We start from the raw sequence: 18,139 nt of genomic DNA, 5'->3' as shown, positions 1-18,139 counted from the left end.
GATCGTAACTATAGGGTTGAGCCATTCTGAAAACCAGGAGACAGGGCTATGATTACTTTATCTTACGTCTTGATGGAACTGGCGGTTGCTATAAAACCCAGAAAAGTTATTGTTTACGTTTTCACAAAGATATCAAAGCTTAGTCTTAAAGCTTTGATCAGTAGGGCTTTGGAGTTTTCGGACAAGTTTAATCAGCTTTTGCTACACCGATGAATTAATTCTGCTATCACTCCTGTCCAGCCAGTCTGGTGGCTTGCTCCTAAGCCAGCGCCATTATCACCATGAAAATACTCATTAAATGTGATCAAATTTCGCCAATGAGGATTCTTCTGAAAAATCTCGACAGCACCGTAGACAGGTCGGCGATCGCTACCATTTTGTTGAAAAATCCGTTTAAGTCGGTTTGACAAATCGATCGCTACCTCCTTGAGCGTCATCCATTGTCCAGAACCAGTGGGACATTCTACTTTGTAGTTATCTCCTAAGTATTCATGAAAATGGTTTAGAGCTTCAATCAATAGATAATTCACCGGAAACCAAATCGGCCCACGCCAGTTAGAATTACCACCGAATAAATTGCTTGTGGATTCAGCTGGCTCGTAATCCACTCGGTACTCCTTATCGTTGACGTGGATGATGAAGGGATTCTCGGCATGAAATTTCGATACAGAGCGAATGCCGTACGGACTTAAAAACTCACCCTCATCCAACATTCGCTTTAATATGCGAGTTAGCTTATCGACATTTAAGATTGCTAGTAAACGGCGGTGGTGTTCACCTTGGGTATGCATACATGCAATTCCAGTTGTGAGATCCGGGCGATTTTTAAGAAACCACTCGGTTCGCTTGCGGAACCCGCTGAGTTTTTCGAGGGTTTCGGGTTCCAACGTTCCTACCGCAAACAAAGGCACTAAACCAACCAGCGATCGCACTTTCATTGGACAATGATGTCCATCTGGAAAGCGCAACACATCGTAAAAGAATCCGTCCTCCTCATCCCAAAGAACAAGTTCATCTTCACCAATCCCATCCATCGCAGCTGCAATTCGCAGGAAATGCTCAAAGAATTTGCTGGCAATGTCTTCGTAGATGGGTTCATCCACAGCAAGCTCTAAGGCGATGGTGAGCATATTCATACAAAACATCGCCATCCAGCTTGTGCCATCTGCCTGCTCTAAATCACCGCCTGTTGGTAAGGGCGCACTGCGATCAAACACGCCAATATTGTCCATGCCCAAAAAGCCGCCCTGAAAAATGTTTTTACCATCGGCATCCTTGCGGTTGACCCACCAAGTAAAGTTGAGTAGCAGCTTTTGAAATACCCGTTCGAGAAACTGCTTGTCAGCGTGTCCGTAGAACTGCTGTTCGAGCTGATAGACCTGCCACACTGCCCAAGCGTGTACAGGTGGATTAACATCACTCAGTTCCCACTCATATGCAGGCAACTGCCCGTTTGGATGCATATACCATTCCCGCGTCAGGCGTTCCAGTTGTCGTTTGGCAAAATCTGGGTCAATCATTGCCAAGGGAATCATGTGAAATGCCAAATCCCAAGCGGCAAACCAAGGATATTCCCAGGTGTCTGGCATAGAGAGAATATCATTAATATACAGATGTACCCAATCTGTGTTGCGAACACTCCGACGCGAATCGGGGGGAGTTAGAGTAGCTGAGTCGCCTTTGAGCCAATCTTCGATTATGTACAGATAAAACTGTTTGCTCCAGAGCATCCCAGCAAAGGCCTGACGCTGGATGATCCGTTCGTCGTCGGGTAAGGGAAACTTCGTAATCTGGTTATAGAAATCGTCGGCTTCTTGTTTGCGATCGCCAAAAATTTGCTCGAACTCACTCCCAAATGGTTCGGCAATCTTAGATGAATCCGCCAGCCGCAAGCGTACAGTATGCTCTGCTCCCGGTGGAATGATCAATTTGTACTCAGCAGCAAATTTCGTGCCGATCCGGTTCGGATTTACTGCATCCTGGCGCTTATGGACTACATACTCATTAAAGCCATCTTTGACATAGGGTGAGGCATTTTCCACGCCATACAGCCGCTCGAAATTCGTTTCATTCTCAGTAAATAAAAGTTCTGCTGCACCCTCACAGTAGAGCCAATAATCGCTCATGCCGGGGTGAGACGTTTCAATGATGCTAAAATCTGTCTCGGATTTCAGCACCTTTAACACTGGTTTTTCACTATTGCCATTCCATGACCAGGTATTGCGAAACCAAAGTGAAGGCAGCAGATGCAATGGCTTGGCTTGGGAACTGCGATTGGCGATCGTGATTTGAATTAATATGTCTTCAGCAGAGGCTTTGGCGTACTCAATGAACACATCAAAGTAGTCGTCTTCGTCAAATACACCTGTGTCAATCAATTCAAATTCTGGTTCCTGCTTGCTGCGGCGACGGTTTTCTTCTACTAGTTGCGTATAGGGAAATGCCTGCTGCGGATATTTGTACAAGCATTTCATGTATGCATGACTTGGCGTATTGTCAAGAAAAAAGTAGTATTCCTTAACATCTTCACTATGATTGCCTTCATTGCTTGTTAAGCCAAACATCCGCTCTTTGAGGATTGGGTCTTGCTCATTCCAAAGGGCGATCGCAAAACACAATCGCTGATGATTGTCAGAAATTCCGGCAATGCCATCTTCACCCCAACGGTAAGCACGTGATCGGGCATGGTCATGGGGGAAGTAGTCCCACGCTGACCCGTCGGGGCTGTAGTCTTCTCGCACCGTCCCCCATTGCCGCTCACTCAGGTAAGATCCCCAGCGTCGCCAGTAGGCTTTGCGATCGCGGTCTTCTTGCAATCGTTGTTCTTCTGCCGTCATAGTTCCCCTCTGGTTATCTGATTTAGCTGGCGTTGCAGTTGGAGACAGTGATAGTCAGTATATCCCTTGTCTAATCATAACTAGAAATTATTCTTAGAAATAGAACACTCATTACAGATCCGATACCCAGCAAAATTATTGAAGTCCGAGAGTACACCGTCAGAGCGCAGAAGCGGGAAATTCACACCCGCTTTTTCAACTTCGGATGTAAGCAGTGCGAACAACCCACACAACGAGAAGCCTTTGGGATTCGACCTCTATATTGCCAGAAATGCCGCTCTCCCCAACCACCCAAGAAATCAGTAGTCTTTCTCAAGAAAAGAAAACTCAGAGCTATGACTTAGAAGAGTGGCAAAGACATAGCAGGATGATTTGTTGTCTGAAGATAAGAACGATCGTTTGTTTAACAGAATCATCAGGCGACGCCAAATAACCCGTTGTAAATATCGCTCTTTTTACTTAGCTATACTGAACTACTAATTACCGATTGAGTTGCAGTTGTTTTAACCTTTAAAATAGTTGATAATATCTATACTGCAAAAGTTTTGAATTAGGACGGTAGATTATGACATTGAAAAACACCTTTGGTGAATATAGTTTTGTCACTAAAGTAGACGTTACCAATCTGGAAGCTAGTGTCGAGTGGTATAAGGACAAACTCGGTTTAGTTCCTGAATCCAAATATGACTCACCTAGTTGGAGACAGTTAAGTATCCCTGATATTGGGAATTTTGCAATTGGATTGAACTTAAGTAACTCTGTTGTTGCAGGTAGTGCTGTTAGTACCTTTGTTGTAAACAATATAGTTGCTGCTCGTGAAAGCCTTATTGAAAAAGGAGTTGAAGTCGGGCCAATTACAGATGTCGGCCACGAAGTTCAATTGTCTGTCTTCAAGGATATTGACGGAAACTTGTTGGGGCTGAGGCAAAATCCGTAGTCAACACCCTAGCTTGCTGCACAGCTTGGGAATTAGGCAGCAACTGAACTCATGTTCTTGGCTAATCCCAAACTGTACATATACCACAAGTGTTGGAGGAAATATAAGGCGAATTTATTAAACGGCGCCTAGCACTACCCCAACTTCAACTCAATCAAAACGAGTGAGCCAGAGCTAGATGTACTCCATTTAATGGCGCAAGGAATGAGTAATTTAGAAATTAGCACTGCTTTGAGTATCGGTGAAAGCACCGTCAAATCTCACGTTAATCGAATTTTGAGTAAATTGGGAGTGAACGATCGCACTCAAGCCGTGATTATTGGTTTTAAACGAGGGATTGTCAGTTTGTAAGTAAGTTGTACTAAAGTTGGAATCCAAATTTCAACTTTAGTTGGAGCCAACCTTCCATTTTTATATGGACTGATTTATCAATCATTGTGTTGTACAAAAGTTTCAACTCTGAGTGGACGACAAGTTAGAGTCAATTACATATTATAGAATTCATGCAAACACAGATAGCAATATTGAAAGTGGATTACACAGTGGAATAACGGCTGCCCCAGCACTGTTTATTAATGGAGTTCAGTATAGCGTAGGCGTAGCCCGCCGCAGGCATCGCTGGAACATTGAGCAATTGATGGCAGCTATTGTCACCGCAAATCATTAAGTTTTCTGATTCTTAACCACACAACCAAAATTACTGCTTATTACGCAAGGAATTAATCAACAGCAGCAATCTGATGGCAATTTACGCCAAATCCCTCCGCAAAAACATTGATAAAACAAATGAACTGGATGAGATGGATATTAATGCTCTCTTTGTTGAGATTTCACGGGCGATAGACAAGCGGTTATGGTTTTTAAAAGCCCATCTGAAAACGAGCGCATAATTTCACCAGAACTGGAGCGTTTTATGGCGAAGCGGATCGAGGTAAGCGTCATTTCATTACCATCGAGCCATGTCTCAATGGTTTCACATCTTACTGAAGTAGCAAAGGCAGGAGCCTCAAGCTAAAGTTCATTTCAAGGAGTAAAGTCATGACCACATTTCGCACAGTTTCGATCGATGGTTTAAATATCTTTTATCGAGAAGCTGGTTCCCGCAGTAATCCAACAATTCTGCTGTTGCACGGCTTCCCAACATCCTCTCACATGTTCCGCAATCTGATCTCTGCGCTTGGCGATCACTTCCATCTGGTTGCACCCGATTATCCGGGTTACGGCAACAGTTCGATGCCAACTGTAAATGAGTTTGACTACACGTTTGATCGCCTAGCCCAGATCGTGGAGAAATTTATTACCGCGATCAATCTCAAACGCTATAGCCTTTACGTGATGGATTATGGCGCTCCCATTGGTTATCGGATTGCGGCTAAATATCCAGAGCGAGTAGAAGCACTCATCGTCCAAAACGGGAATGCTTATGAGGAAGGTCTACGCGAATTTTGGGAACCAATTAAGGCATACTGGCAAGAGCGATCGCCTGAGAATGCCCAAAAGCTCAAATACCTTGTCACCCTGGAAGCGACGAAGTGGCAATATACCAATGGTGTTCGCAATCTAGAAGCGATCAGCCCCGATACCTGGACTATCGATCAACATTTCCTCGATCGCCCCGGCAACGGTGAAATTCAACTGGCACTGCTGTATAGCTATGGTACAAATCCACCGCTCTATCCTCAATGGCAGGAGTATTTCCGCCAGTATCAACCCCCTACCCTGATTGTTTGGGGTAAGAATGACTATATTTTCCCTGCTGACGGTGCTTATCCCTACCAGCGTGACTTGAAAGATGTTGAGTTCCATCTACTCGATACCGGGCATTTTGCCTTGGAAGAGGAAGGAGATGCGATCGCAGACCATATTCGCCGCTTTCTGACCACTCACGTTGTAGAGAACACCAAGCTAACCACTAGTAACAAATAGTTTTGACTGCGAAACGATGTCGGTAAAAAGTAATTGTAGAATGACAATTACTGCTTATCAAGCAGTACTGTTAAATTAATTAATTTAACAGTGGCATCTTAACAGATTGTTTACAATTCATTAAAGGAGAATGTCATGGTTGCTCAAGCAAACTCGCAAGCAGCAAAAATTTTGGATTTTGCGGATGATCCACGTCTTTCAAAAGGAACGAAGGAATTTTTGAAAGTGTTGAATTCAGGGGGTGTGGCGCTGGAGAAACTCACTCCACTCGAAGCACGTCAAGTTCTTGTGGATGCACAGGCTTCCGTTTCAGTGGATCTTTCAGGCATTGAAGAGTCTGAAAAAACGATTACTGCTGAGGATTATTCAATTACCCTCAATATTGTACGACCTGAAGGGGTCAAAGGCACATTGCCTGTTTTCATCTTTATTCATGGTGGTGGTTGGGTGCTAGGTGATTACCCAACACACAAGCGCATGGTTCGCGATCTGGTTGTGCTTTCAGGGTTTGCAGGTGTCTTTGTCAACTACACTCGCACGCCAGATGCTCAGTACCCACAGGCAATCAATGAGATTTATGCTGCGACCAAATGGGTTGCCGAGCATGGTGAGGAGATTGGCGTGGATGGCAAGAATTTGGCAGTCGTTGGCAACAGTGTTGGCGGTAACATGACAACTGTCACTGCTTTGAAGGCGAAAGAAAAAGGAGGACCACACATCAAGCTGCAAATCCTGATGTGGCCCATTGTAGATGCTGATTTTGAAACGAATTCTTATCACCAATTTGGCGATCAGCGTTTTCTGACTGTACCAACGATGAAGTGGATGTATGATATGTACATCGCTGACCCAGAAAAGCGCAAAGACATCTATGCTTCTCCCCTACAAGCGACGGTTGAGCAACTCAAAGACTTACCTCCAGCGTTAATTGTGGTTGCAGAGAGCGATATCTTGCATGACGAGGGCACAGCCTATGGACGCAAGCTTGATGAAGCTGGGGTCGAGGTGACAACTGTGCAGTACAACGGTATGATTCATGACTTCGGACTACTGAATGGTTTAGCCGAGTTGCCAGAAACCCGTTCTCTGTTTGTTCAAGTTGCTGCCCAATTGAAGAAATATCTGCAATAGGATGCGATCGATGTTTTTGGGGAAGGGAAAAGACGCTCTTCCATCGCTTTGCTGCTTACCGAGTTAGCGTAGGGGAAAAGGGTAAAGCGACTGTGCTTTGTGCAATCGCCTTATTAATCAATCCAAAAAGTCAACCCGATGCTCAAAGCAATTAAACACAACCGCCGCCGCTTTCTGGGAACGGCGGCAGCAAGCATTTTCACAGAAATGGCACTTATGGGTACCGCACACGCAAGCTTCGACAAGCCCAAACGATCTGAATTTAGGTTTACTCCCATCAAGCAGATCAAAGCGGGTGTCCTTGACATCGGTTACTACGAAGCAGGACCGAGCGATGGATCTCCGGTGTTGCTGCTGCATGGGTTCCCGTATTCCATCGATAGCTACATTGACGTTGCACCAATGCTTGCTGCATGCGGATGTCGGGTGATTGTTCCCTACCTGCGGGGACATGGATCAACCCGTTTTCTCGACAGCGCCACACCACGCTCCGGGCAGCAAGCCGCGATCGGTGCCGATGCGATCGCCTTGATGGATGCATTGCAGCTAAACCGTGCTGTGCTTGCTGGCTATGACTGGGGTGGACGAGCCGCTTGCGTTGTTGCGGCTCTCTGGCCTGAACGATGTACAGGTCTGGTATCCGTCAATAGCTACCTGATCCAAGATATTGCTAAGGCAGGGCTGCCACTTTCACCCGCGATCGAATCCGGGATCTGGTACCAATACTATTTCCAGACCGAGCGCGGACGCGCCGGATTGACGGCTAACAGACGTGAGATTGCGAGGATTCTCTGGACTCGCAATTCGCCCTCCTGGCACTTTGACGAGGCAACGCTCGATCAACACGCCAGCGCCTTCGACAACCCCGATTATGTGGAGGTCGTCATTCATTCCTACCGCCATCGCCTTGGACTTGCTGCCGGCTATCCCATGTATGAGGAGCTTGAGCAGCAACTCGCCGCGCAACCGACCATTACAGTGCCGACGATCACACTGGACGGGGACGCAGATGGTGTTGTGCCAGCAACCGATGGGAAATCGACGGCAGCGAAGTTTAGCGGCGAACGTCAGCATCGGGTCATTCCAAACATCGGTCATAACCTGCCCCAGGAAGATCCGAAAGCATTCGCAACTGCGGTCTGGGAAATCGTATCAAAGAAACGTTAATGCTTCTCTGGAGCGATGACTCTGCGCCGCTTCACCTTCAAATGGATCGTTATATAAACTAAACTACTCTCAGGTACTTACCTGCTATGAATAGCCACACACCGAGCGCTAGGGACATTATCGGATCATCACCGTTGATTGCGATCGCAAACGAAGCACCACCCAAGCTGATTGTCGATCCACCGCTTCCCGAACCGCTAGCAGAGGCCGCAATTGTGACGGGGGCATCTAAAGGAATTGGTGCTTAAATGACGATCCCACTACCCCTGCCGCCTTTCGATAATGAATCCGCTATCCAAAAAGTCCGAATCGCAGAGGATGCTTGGAACACACGTAACCCTGAACTAGTATCACTTGCTTACACGTCGGATAGCAATTGGCGCAACCGCTCAGAATTTCTATCTGGTCGTGAGGCGATCGTTCAGTTCTTAGCACGTAAGTGGCTTAAAGAATTGGACTACCGTCTGATCAAAGAGCTTTGGGCTTTTCAAGACAACCGCATTGCTGTCCGATTTGCTTACGAATGGCATGATGATTCCGGCAACTGGTTCCGTTCCTACGGCAATGAGAATTGGGAGTTTGACGAACACGGATTCATGCGATGGCGTATTGCCAGCATCAACGACCTGCCAATTCACCAGAGCGATCGCAAATACCACTGGATATTAGGTCGTCGTCCTGACGATTATCCCGGATTGTCAGACCTCAATCTTTAAAAAGCCCAATGACCATATCACCCAGTTTTTATCCTACAAGAAGTCCACTGCTATGAATGCAAACAACAGCATTATTAGCCAGTTCAGTCAATATTTACTGCCTGCAACCATTGATCGATTAGAAGTTGTCCTTCAAGTGAAAGGCATCACCATTTTTGCCCGCATTGATCAACAGGCTGAAGCTGAAAAAGTTGGACTAAGCTTGTGTCTTACACAGTTGTTGCTGTTTGGCAACCCCAAAGCTGGAACTCCCCTCATGGTTGCAGAACCAACGATCGCCCTGGCAACCAAGATATTCTGATTTTGAATCACTGGGAAAACGCTGCACATGGCGGGTGGTTTTTAAGAAAAAGAATGGTGAAAATCAATAAATAAGGAGAAAAACCATGAACATTAACAAGAATGACACTGCAATAGTCGTCATCGATCCGCAAAACGATGTCTTGAGCGAAAAAGGGGTTTCCTGGGATTTGGTGGGTGAGAGTGTTAAGGATAACAAGACCGTCGAAAACATCGAGCGAATCTTCAAAGCCGCAAAGCAGAATGAATTCGAGGTTTTTATTTCTCCTCACTATTACTATCCCACCGACCATAATTGGAAGTTTGCCGGAAACTTAGAGCAAATGATGCTTGAGGTTAAGGAGTTTGATCGCCGTGGTGCGTTGAGCCTCGATGGATTCCTGGGATCGGGTGCTGACTGGCTTGATCGCTATAAGCCCTTCATTGAGGATGGCAAGACGATTGTGGCCAGTCCCCACAAAGTCTATGGGCCGCAAACTAACGACCTCGTTTTGCAACTGCGTAAACGCAACATCAGCAAAGTCATTCTACTTGGAATGTTGGCAAATCTTTGTGTTGAAGCTCACCTACGCGAATTGCTCGAGCAGGGATTCCAAGTCGTTGTTGTCAAGGATGCAACAGCAGCCCCTCGGCATCCGGAACTGGGCGACGGCTACAAGGCAGCACTGATCAACTTTGGGTATATTGCCAATGCAGTCCTTTCTACAGATGAAGTTGTAGCAGCAATAAAGTAGTGTTAAACTCATCAATTTTACAACACTTATGAAAACATCCGCGTTACTTCTTGCTCTGCCAATCAGTATCTTAGCTAATTTTTCCTTACCTGCTGCTGCTGATTCTACTGCTGGCATCATCCTGAGTACAAAATGCCAGGGTGGTTATAACATCAATATTTGGCAGAAATATACGAACGGTGAACTGCTCTATCGCGCGACCAATCCCAACGGTAATTTAAGTTTGGGTAAAGGAACTAGCCAAGCGACAGAAGGTGTTCGAGTGTATAAGTTTCGGAAGGGAATTTATGAATATTGGGTGTGGGATGGCACGTTAGATAACCCGCAGTCTGGAACTTTAGAGGTGTATAAAAACAACCGTATTTTAATGCGGCAAGCTTGTAGAAAAAGTTGAATCTTCTAGCGGGTGTTATGAACTTTTGGAAACTCAGCTAGGGCTAGCTATCTGGAGTTATGCTCGTCAAATACGTTATCGCTAAAACCTTCTCAGTCAGCCAGTTTTTTGAAATTCAAAACACCTTCTAGACATCGTATTCACCTGATCAAACTCAAAGGATATGGAAGTGGACACTCAACACTATGACGACATTATTATCGGCGGCGGTAAGGCGGGTAAAACACTTGCACCAGCACTGGTCGCTGACGGACGTAAAACCGCTCTGGTTGAACGCAGTTTAAATATGATTGGTGGCGGGTGCATCAACATCGCCTGCATTCCTACTAAAACTATGGTGGCGAGTGCCAATGTAGCAAACACAGTGCGAAACAGTGCTGCTTATGGGGTTAAAACCAACACACCCAGCGTTAATTTAGCAGAGGTGATCCAACGAAAACGATCGGTTGTGCAATCTGCGCGTGAAATGAACTTGCACAATTTAGAAACGGCTCTGGATAACAACTTGATCATTGGCGAAGCAAGATTTGTTGCTCCCAAAACGATCGCAGTAACGACGACTGAGGGGAACAATCGCTTACTTACCGCCGAACGGTTATTTATTAATACAGGCACACGACCGTTAATTCCATCCATTCCCGGACTTACAGAAGTTGAATTTTTAACGAGTGAGTCGATTATGGAGCTAGAATACTTGCCTGAACACCTGATCGTTCTCGGTAGTGGCTATATTGGTTTGGAGTTTGCCCAGATGTTTCGGCGCTTTGGCTCTGGCGTTACTGTCATTGGGCAAAGTGAGCAAATCCTGTCACAGCAAGATCCAGATATAGCGATCGCAGTTCAAAGACTTTTAGAACAAGATGGTATTGAATTCTTATTAAAGGCGAAGGTGTTAAGGGTTGAGCGCACTGGTAATGAAACCGTCCTGAAAATCCAAGTTGGCGATGGTGAACTCAGCGTCCAGGGGTCGCATTTGCTCGTCGCCGTTGGTCGTGCGCCCAATACCGATAGTTTAAATTTAGCTGCTGCTGGTGTAGCAACTGATACACGCGGATTTATTCAAGTCAATGATCGCTTGGAGACGAACATTCCGGGGATTTGGGCGTTAGGCGATATCAACGGCGGCCCACAATACACCCATATATCGCTTGACGATTATCGCATTATCAAAGCTAATTTAATTGATGGGGGCAACCGCAGTACAGGCGTAGACGCAAAGCGGCTTGTCGTCAGACATCGCTTAGTGCCATCCTGTCTGTTCATCGATCCAGAACTGGCTCATGTGGGTTTGACTGAAACTGAAGCACAGCAACAAGGATATGCCATCCGCGTAGCGAAGATTGATGCGTCAGCTGTTCCTAGAGCGAAAACACTCGGTCAAACCGATGGACTGCTAAAGGCGATTGTAGATACCGAGACAGATCGGATTTTAGGGTGTTCCTTGTTGTGTCATGAAGCAGGTGAAGTGATTTCAACGGTGCAGATGGTGATGCAAGCTCAGATGCCCTACACCGTTCTGCGCGATGGTATTTTGACTCATCCCACGATGACCGAAGGGTTAAATATATTGTTTTCCAAGTTGTAATAGATGTTGGATTTACTTTTATCCCTCTTCTGTCACTTTCCCGCTCCTCACTTGTGAATTTCAAACCACAGGATGCACATTCATGGCTTTGCAATTTTAAGGCTTTAGAGGTTTCACCTCCATAAAGTTTGCTATTTCGCTCACTCCAATAGGTGAAGTCACCATCGTAGGGCGATTTGTCACCTTTGACTAACGTATTTGTTTTCGGAGTAGGAAACCTTTGGGAACGCTTTATCTACAGCAATCCGGAATCATTCATGAGAAAATACTGAGACACGTTAAAAGTAACTTTTAGAACTTTGGCAAATATCACTAGCCCATATTGAACAAGTTACAACAGTCGAACCCCAAAGTAATTGGCGAGAATTACGTCCCCCTGCTAGCTTTAGAACTTGAGCGTCATTACAAATTACGAATTATTTTAATCACTATTCCCAGTCTGAGACTGGGAACGAGGCAATCTCTCAAAGGTTTGTCTAGTCAACCCTCTACTTTATTTGATGTTCTCTGTATTAACCACCAGCGACAGCGGGGACAATACTTACTTCATCCCCATCTTTCAGGGGTGTATTTATCCCTTCTAAATGGCGGATATCTTCGCTATCGACGTAAAAATTTACAAACCGACGTAGCTTGCCTTCTTCATCGCACAACCGGGATTTAATACCAGGAAAGCTTTGTTCCAAGGAGTCCAATAATTCAGCAATGGTGCTACCGTTGGATTCTAGAGTAGCTTGATTATTAGTCAAATTCTGAAGAGTAGTGGGAACTAAAACTGTTACAGCCATACAAGTACAAAGTTAAGAGTGAAGAGTGAGGAATATAGTTAAGAGTTAGGAGTCATGAATAAAAAAACTTATAAGAGTACTCCAAGTAAAAAAGTGCCCAATTGTCATTGCGAATGGAGCAAAGCGGAATGAAGCAATCGCAATATCTTGGGATTGCTTCGCTACACTTCGTTGCGCTCGCAATGACAGGTTTTGGATCATTTATTTTTTGGAACACTCTAACTCCTAAATCCTAACTATACGAGGACTTGTTGCCATTCCAAGCGATCCAAAGTACGCGATCGCTCTAGCGCCCGTTCAAAACTATCGAGTTTGGCATCAATAGTTAAGGGTTCGCCAACGTAGCCTTGTAATGCTTCTTGGGTTTTAAGACCATTGCCAGTGATGTAAAGCACGGTAGTTTCATCTGGATCAATTTTGCCAGCTTCTACTAGTTTTTTCAGCACAGCCACGGTTGTACCACCAGCAGTTTCTGTGAAGATGCCTTCGGTTTCTGCCAGCAGCTTGATGCCATCAATAATTTCTGCATCATTGACTGATTCAATGTTACCACCAGTTTTCTGGGCTAACTCCACAGCATAAATGCCATCTGCTGGATTGCCGATCGCCAGCGACTTAGCAATCGTGTTCGGTTTCACTGGCTTAATAAAGTCGCGTCCTTCTTTGAAGGCTTGGGCGATGGGTGAACAACCTTCAGCTTGAGCGCCACTGAAACGAACATTCTTACCTTCTACCAAACCAACTTCTACAAATTCTTGGAACCCTTTATAAATTTTTGTAAATAGTGAACCAGAAGCTAGGGGAGCAACAACATGGTCAGGTAGTTCCCAACCCAGTTGTTCTGCAACTTCAAAACCTAGCGTCTTGGAACCTTCAGAGTAATAAGGGCGCAGATTAATATTGACAAAACCCCACCCATGTGTATTAGCAACTTCCGAACAGAGACGATTTACTTGATCGTAGTTGCCCTTGACGGCCATCAGGGTGGGACTGTAGATCAGACTACCCAGAATTTTACCGGCTTCTAAATCTGCGGGGATGAACACACAGCAGTCTAAACCGGCGTGAGCTGCGATCGCAGCTGTAGAATTTGCCAAATTACCAGTGCTAGCGCAAGAAACAGTAGTGAAACCCAACTCCCGCGCTCTGGATAGGGCAACTGATACCACCCGATCCTTAAAACTCAGGGTGGGCATATTTACGGCATCATTTTTTATATAAAGCTTATTTAGACCCAGGCGACGGGCAAGACGGTGGGAACGAACCAAGGGAGTCATACCCGTTCCCACATCTATAACATTGTCAGTTGCAACAGGCAAAAAGGGACGGTAGCGCCAAATTGAATTGGGACCGGCTTGAATTGTTTCACGAGTGACAGTTAGACGTAGGGCGCTGTAGTCATACTTGACTTCTAACGGTCCAAAACATAACTCACAAACATTACTGGCTTTGAGTTCATATTCTGCACCACATTCCTTACATTTCAAGGCTTGAAAGTAGGCAGTGCTGGTTTGAGTTTGGGTTTGGGTTTTGATTGCCTGAGTCATAAACTAGCTTTCCCTGTTTGTCTATCGCCTGATAGTAACACGAGCAAAAATACCAGTCAAACATACCCGACAATTTTTGTCGGGTATGTTTGGTATTGAAAGGAATGATTATTGTAAAATTTTGATATCAGTAATGGCTTGCTTTACTTAGTATTTGTACTTCTGTTTTCCATCTCATAAAAACTCAGTTTTAACACTGAGAAGTAATATGATTAAATTACATTTTAATTATGATGAATTTACATTTATTTCAATCACTACTCCATTTAAGTGATCTGAATCACTTAGTTAAGCTTGTATTTTTATTTTTTATCTAAATGACTCCACAGAATAAGATGCATATATGACAATAAAAACTCAAAAGCATTTACATATATAAGTTGTACTGTTTTGAGCGTCTGATTAGATCACTAAAATTGCTATGTGTGTTGCCAAGATAAAGTTAATTTTTCAGCTTGGATGCACTCATTCACAGCTAAAGAAGTTACTTATTTATACGGAGGGATTTTTTAGCTGTAAAAGTTACATTTCTACTTACATAGACAATTCACAGTAAGTTACTCCTATTTGTGGTTGCCAGCCTTGATAATCAATGGTACGCGTAAAACAAGTAGGTAATAAAATTTCTGCGTATTGCCTCAATATAGTTTTTCAGGAGTGTCAATAAGTTAACTCCTCAAATACGCACTCCCCGAAACATTAAGGTTTTGGGCAGGTCTAGTCGGTAATTCTTTAAGGAATTGCTGAACTTTATCCTGTCTCAAAACCCAAGATACAAGTTCAGCAAATAAATAAACTACTTCTATGGTAAACCGAAAGAAATCTGTCAACAAGCAGCATCAGCCTTACCTATCTCTAGTAGCAACAGCATTATTAACTGGTAGCTTTTTCCAATTTATTGCACCTGTATTAGCTGACGGTACATCTGCGGGTACATCTATCAGTAACACCGCGACAGCGACCTACGAAGATCCCAACGCGCCAGGGAGTCCCATCAATTCCACATCTAATACTGTCACCGTGACTGTAGCAGAGGTGGCTGGTATTACTGTTACAGGTTCTGGGATTGCAAATCAAACGAACCCAGGTCTTAGTACTAAGGCTGGTGATACACTGGTTTACACTTACACTGTAACCAACGTCGGTAACGACCTTACCAAATTCCAGATTCCTAACTTAGCGACAACAACAGGTCCAGCCACAGTTTCGGGGCTATTACCTGGTAGTACTACATCTGGTAACTTGCAATACAGTACTGATGGCGGTACAACCTGGATAAATATCCCTGCTGGTGGACTAACTACAGGTGCGATCGCAGTTAATGGTACTGTGTTGGTGCGTGTACCAGTTACCGTGCAAGCAGGCGCTCAAGCAGGCGATATTATCACTGCCAGACTAGGACAAACTCCTGGTGATGCTCAAAACCAACCCCGGACTGCTGATGGTGGCGACGTTTACACTGTAGATAATAACAACACAGCAGGAGCGCCAATCAATGGTGTGAGAGAAGCCAGTGCTACCCAGCAGACTCAAGTAGGAAATACTGCTAAAACTAGGGCGTTAGCAACTATTCTCAAAACTAAGACAGCCTATGATAATGCTGGCACTTCTACTCCTCTGACTGATGACCTGCTAACTTATGGTTTGAGCTTGCGGGTTGAGGGTAACGACGTAACTAATAGTGGTGTGACTCCCGCAGCTTTGGCTGGTGAAAATATCAGTGTTGATGGTGCAACAGTTAGCCGCATCTTAGTTTCTGATGCTATTCCAGCAAATACGGTGCTTAATAGCACTCCAATTGCTCCCTCCGGCTGGAGAGTAGTTTATACTACTACCACTACTAATACAAATGCTGAAGCTGCTACGTGGTCAACTACCGCCCCAGCATCCTTAAGTTCAGTTACACGGGTCGGTTTTATTAACGATCCTAACCTTGTCACTTCAGTTGGTACAGGGACAACAGTTAACGGTTTTAGCATCCAAGTTAAGACCACTGGTGCAACTGGAAATGGCCCAGTAAACATTTACAACATCGCTCAAGTGGCCGGTACAACTGCTGGAGACCCGACCACTAAAATCTATGACAACTCAGGAGACCAAAACCCAGATAACTTTAACTCCACTGGTCAAACCTTTCCTACTACACCAGATGGTGGTTTTGTTGCTAATGGCGTGGTGGTTCCTGCAAATCAAACTGACGCACAGAATAATAACACTGGTACTAATAGTCCGACTGGGAATTACAACATAGCGACCCTCTCAGTACCCAATGCCACCTCTGTGTTGAATGGACCAAATGGAGTACCTGATGCCGTTGGACCCACCAGCAACAATGATGACTTTACCAATAAATCAGCACTAATTCCACCCAATATTGCTCCTGGCTTAACAGTTAATCCGGCTGCGGTATCTTTTACTAACACAGTTCAGAATAGTGGTACATCTCCTGCCAATATTTCTCTGGTACCTACACCACCAGCAACACCAGGTGATTTGCCTAGTGGTACAGTGGTGACGGTATCCTATCAAGGTTTATCAGCTGCTTACACGTACAATGGCACAACCTTTGCATTCACAAGTGGTGCGGGTACAGTCGGGGGGAACCCAATTAGTGCCACTAATCCAGTGCGAATTGATGCAGTTCCAGCTAATGGTGGTAAAGCTAACTATGGTGTAAGCGTTGACCTGCCTGCTGGTACGCCACTCTCAACTGATACTACTGCTCAAGGTGCAGCCGTCACAACTACTATCGAACGCGGCTTCCCCACACCGATTACGGCTTTCATTGACTCAAATACTAGTGGTTTACCTGCTGGACAACCCAACAACATCAGTATTGACCGTGTATACACTGGCTTCTTGCAATTGCTAAAAGAGTCACGAGTTTTACCAGGAACTGGGCCAGCACTGCCAGGGGGTAGCACTGATGGCACATTTAGTACTACAGCCAAAAAACCTGCCCCAGGAAATATCATTGAGTATCGGATTACTTATAAAAATATTTCTACTCCTCAAGTGGGAAGTGGAAATGTGATTCTGAATGTTGACAAGATTGTGATTACTGAAGATGGCACGCAAAGTCCTAACAACTGGGCGAAAGACAACGATAACAACAGTCAAATTGATACTAGCAACATTGTTAGTTCAGCCAAGGATTCTGGGACATCAACTATTCAATTCTTCCCTGGTAATGACCAAACTGGAACTACGGCAAACACAGATGTAACTAAGTATGTGGATGCTGTGACTGGACAGGTTGCACCGGGTATTCAAAGAACGTTTACTTTCCAACGCAAGGTTAATTAGATAGTTTGACCTCACTCTCTTTGTTTACAAAGAGGGATGCCATTCGACCTATGTGTTTGTAGTTGGCAATTTAGCCATAAAGCGCTAACTACAAACTGATTATTCCCTAGCGAAAACAGGGAAATATAAATCAACAATCAACATTATTCTGGAAATTTTTTGAGGTTATTTATATGAAGCGTCTTTCTCTTGCAGGTTTAGGAGCGTTTGCACTGATTGCTACAATTCCATTTGTCGGTCAAATTCCGGGAATCGCAAATGTATGGCATTCTACAAGTGCCATCGCTCAAAATGTCAAAACTCAAGGGCAAATACAATTGCGCTTAGAGGCTGATAAGCAAGTAGTAGCACAGGATCAACAAGGTAAGCAAAGCAAGACATGGCAAGCTTTGAAAGGTCAAGTTGTAGTGCGCCCAGGAGATGTATTGCGATATACCTTGAGTGGCGAAAATAAGAGCGATCGCCCAGTGAAGAATTTGATTCTCAATCAACCTATTCCTAAAGGAATGGTGTACGTACTTCAATCAACCAATGTTACTAACAATGCCAAAGTTATTTATAGCATTGATGGCGGACGCAGCTTTGTCGAAAATCCCACTGTTAAAGTTACTCTTCCTGACGGCAAAGTTGAAACCAAACCAGCACCAGCGAATCTTTATACCCATATCCGTTTGCAAGTGCCATTAGTTGCAGCAAAGACAATAGTCAAAGCGACTTATCAAACCCAAGTGCGTTGATTTAATAAGATACAAAAACTCCGAAAACTAGTAA

Annotated in this window: 18 protein-coding genes and 2 pseudogenes; 16 read left to right on the top strand and 4 right to left on the bottom strand. The window is 44.7% G+C overall.

Features of this window, described 5'->3' with window-relative positions:
• Nucleotides 1-191 precede the first annotated feature (191 nt).
• On the bottom strand, nucleotides 192-2,837 hold the full coding sequence (locus tag V7K35_RS07695) for an MGH1-like glycoside hydrolase domain-containing protein (protein ID WP_335077714.1): 2,646 nt from the start codon (nucleotides 2,835-2,837) through the stop codon (nucleotides 192-194).
• Between the two features lie 122 nt (nucleotides 2,838-2,959).
• Between V7K35_RS07695 and V7K35_RS07690 the strand changes: the two genes are divergently transcribed.
• The 14 genes and pseudogenes from V7K35_RS07690 (at nucleotide 2,960) to V7K35_RS07625 (ending at nucleotide 11,727) form a co-directional block, all read left to right on the top strand.
• Nucleotides 2,960-3,181, top strand: coding sequence for a hypothetical protein (locus V7K35_RS07690; RefSeq protein ID WP_335077718.1), 222 nt, complete (start codon nucleotides 2,960-2,962; stop codon nucleotides 3,179-3,181).
• 221 nt (nucleotides 3,182-3,402) lie between these two features.
• Nucleotides 3,403-3,774: a VOC family protein gene (locus V7K35_RS07685; RefSeq protein ID WP_334793420.1), complete on the top strand. Its 372-nt coding sequence runs from the start codon at nucleotides 3,403-3,405 to the stop codon at nucleotides 3,772-3,774.
• A gap of 162 nt (nucleotides 3,775-3,936) precedes the next feature.
• Nucleotides 3,937-4,125: pseudogene (locus tag V7K35_RS07680) on the top strand (response regulator transcription factor); the annotation flags it as partial.
• Between the two features lie 112 nt (nucleotides 4,126-4,237).
• Nucleotides 4,238-4,441: a hypothetical protein gene (locus V7K35_RS07675; RefSeq protein WP_335077712.1), complete on the top strand. Its 204-nt coding sequence runs from the start codon at nucleotides 4,238-4,240 to the stop codon at nucleotides 4,439-4,441.
• A gap of 73 nt (nucleotides 4,442-4,514) precedes the next feature.
• A complete protein-coding gene (locus V7K35_RS07670; protein ID WP_335077710.1) occupies nucleotides 4,515-4,664 on the top strand; it encodes a hypothetical protein in 150 nt (49 codons plus the stop codon).
• A 148-nt stretch (nucleotides 4,665-4,812) separates the two neighbouring features.
• Nucleotides 4,813-5,700 (top strand): alpha/beta fold hydrolase, encoded by an 888-nt coding sequence (locus tag V7K35_RS07665; protein WP_335077708.1) that lies wholly within the window; start codon nucleotides 4,813-4,815, stop codon nucleotides 5,698-5,700.
• 135 nt (nucleotides 5,701-5,835) lie between these two features.
• The gene (locus V7K35_RS07660) at nucleotides 5,836-6,831 is read left to right on the top strand and encodes an alpha/beta hydrolase (protein ID WP_335077706.1); all 996 of its coding nucleotides are present in this window, start codon (nucleotides 5,836-5,838) and stop codon (nucleotides 6,829-6,831) included.
• A gap of 138 nt (nucleotides 6,832-6,969) precedes the next feature.
• The gene (locus V7K35_RS07655; RefSeq protein WP_335077704.1) at nucleotides 6,970-7,998 is read left to right on the top strand and encodes an alpha/beta fold hydrolase; all 1,029 of its coding nucleotides are present in this window, start codon (nucleotides 6,970-6,972) and stop codon (nucleotides 7,996-7,998) included.
• An 86-nt stretch (nucleotides 7,999-8,084) separates the two neighbouring features.
• Entirely contained in the window at nucleotides 8,085-8,246 is a 162-nt protein-coding gene (locus V7K35_RS07650) for a DUF6130 family protein (protein ID WP_335077702.1), read from the top strand.
• On the top strand, nucleotides 8,247-8,714 hold the full coding sequence (locus V7K35_RS07645) for a nuclear transport factor 2 family protein (RefSeq protein WP_335077700.1): 468 nt from the start codon (nucleotides 8,247-8,249) through the stop codon (nucleotides 8,712-8,714).
• Between the two features lie 52 nt (nucleotides 8,715-8,766).
• A complete protein-coding gene (locus tag V7K35_RS07640; RefSeq protein ID WP_335077698.1) occupies nucleotides 8,767-9,015 on the top strand; it encodes a DUF302 domain-containing protein in 249 nt (82 codons plus the stop codon).
• An 85-nt stretch (nucleotides 9,016-9,100) separates the two neighbouring features.
• Nucleotides 9,101-9,748, top strand: a complete 648-nt coding sequence (locus tag V7K35_RS07635; RefSeq protein ID WP_335077696.1) for a cysteine hydrolase — start codon at nucleotides 9,101-9,103, stop codon at nucleotides 9,746-9,748.
• 28 nt (nucleotides 9,749-9,776) lie between these two features.
• Nucleotides 9,777-10,142, top strand: coding sequence for a hypothetical protein (locus V7K35_RS07630; protein WP_335077694.1), 366 nt, complete (start codon nucleotides 9,777-9,779; stop codon nucleotides 10,140-10,142).
• 163 nt (nucleotides 10,143-10,305) lie between these two features.
• Nucleotides 10,306-11,727 (top strand): mercuric reductase, encoded by a 1,422-nt coding sequence (locus tag V7K35_RS07625; protein ID WP_335077692.1) that lies wholly within the window; start codon nucleotides 10,306-10,308, stop codon nucleotides 11,725-11,727.
• Nucleotides 11,728-11,767: 40 nt separating this feature from the next.
• Here V7K35_RS07625 and V7K35_RS07620 read toward each other — a convergent pair.
• The 3 genes and pseudogenes from V7K35_RS07620 to thrC all read right to left on the bottom strand — a co-directional run.
• Nucleotides 11,768-11,966, bottom strand: a pseudogene (locus V7K35_RS07620) (RNA-dependent DNA polymerase); the annotation flags it as partial.
• Between the two features lie 273 nt (nucleotides 11,967-12,239).
• On the bottom strand, nucleotides 12,240-12,515 hold the full coding sequence (locus tag V7K35_RS07615; RefSeq protein ID WP_334797366.1) for a ubiquitin-like small modifier protein 1: 276 nt from the start codon (nucleotides 12,513-12,515) through the stop codon (nucleotides 12,240-12,242).
• Between the two features lie 236 nt (nucleotides 12,516-12,751).
• Nucleotides 12,752-14,062 carry a threonine synthase gene (gene thrC, locus V7K35_RS07610; RefSeq protein WP_273767552.1) on the bottom strand — a complete coding sequence of 437 codons (1,311 nt, stop codon included), beginning with the start codon at nucleotides 14,060-14,062 and terminating at the stop codon, nucleotides 12,752-12,754.
• Nucleotides 14,063-14,866: 804 nt separating this feature from the next.
• Here thrC and V7K35_RS07605 point away from each other — a divergent pair.
• Together V7K35_RS07605 and V7K35_RS07600 are read left to right on the top strand one after the other, a co-directional pair.
• On the top strand, nucleotides 14,867-17,368 hold the full coding sequence (locus tag V7K35_RS07605; RefSeq protein WP_335077690.1) for a beta strand repeat-containing protein: 2,502 nt from the start codon (nucleotides 14,867-14,869) through the stop codon (nucleotides 17,366-17,368).
• A gap of 173 nt (nucleotides 17,369-17,541) precedes the next feature.
• On the top strand, nucleotides 17,542-18,105 hold the full coding sequence (locus V7K35_RS07600) for a hypothetical protein (protein WP_335077688.1): 564 nt from the start codon (nucleotides 17,542-17,544) through the stop codon (nucleotides 18,103-18,105).
• The last annotated feature ends 34 nt before the right edge of the window (nucleotides 18,106-18,139 follow it).

This window comes from Nostoc sp., assembly GCF_036917275.1.
In the GTDB taxonomy this organism is placed as follows: Bacteria; Cyanobacteriota; Cyanobacteriia; order Cyanobacteriales; family Nostocaceae; genus Nostoc.
Note: the sequence above shows the minus strand (reverse complement) of the source record. Positions and strands in the feature narration are given on the sequence as shown.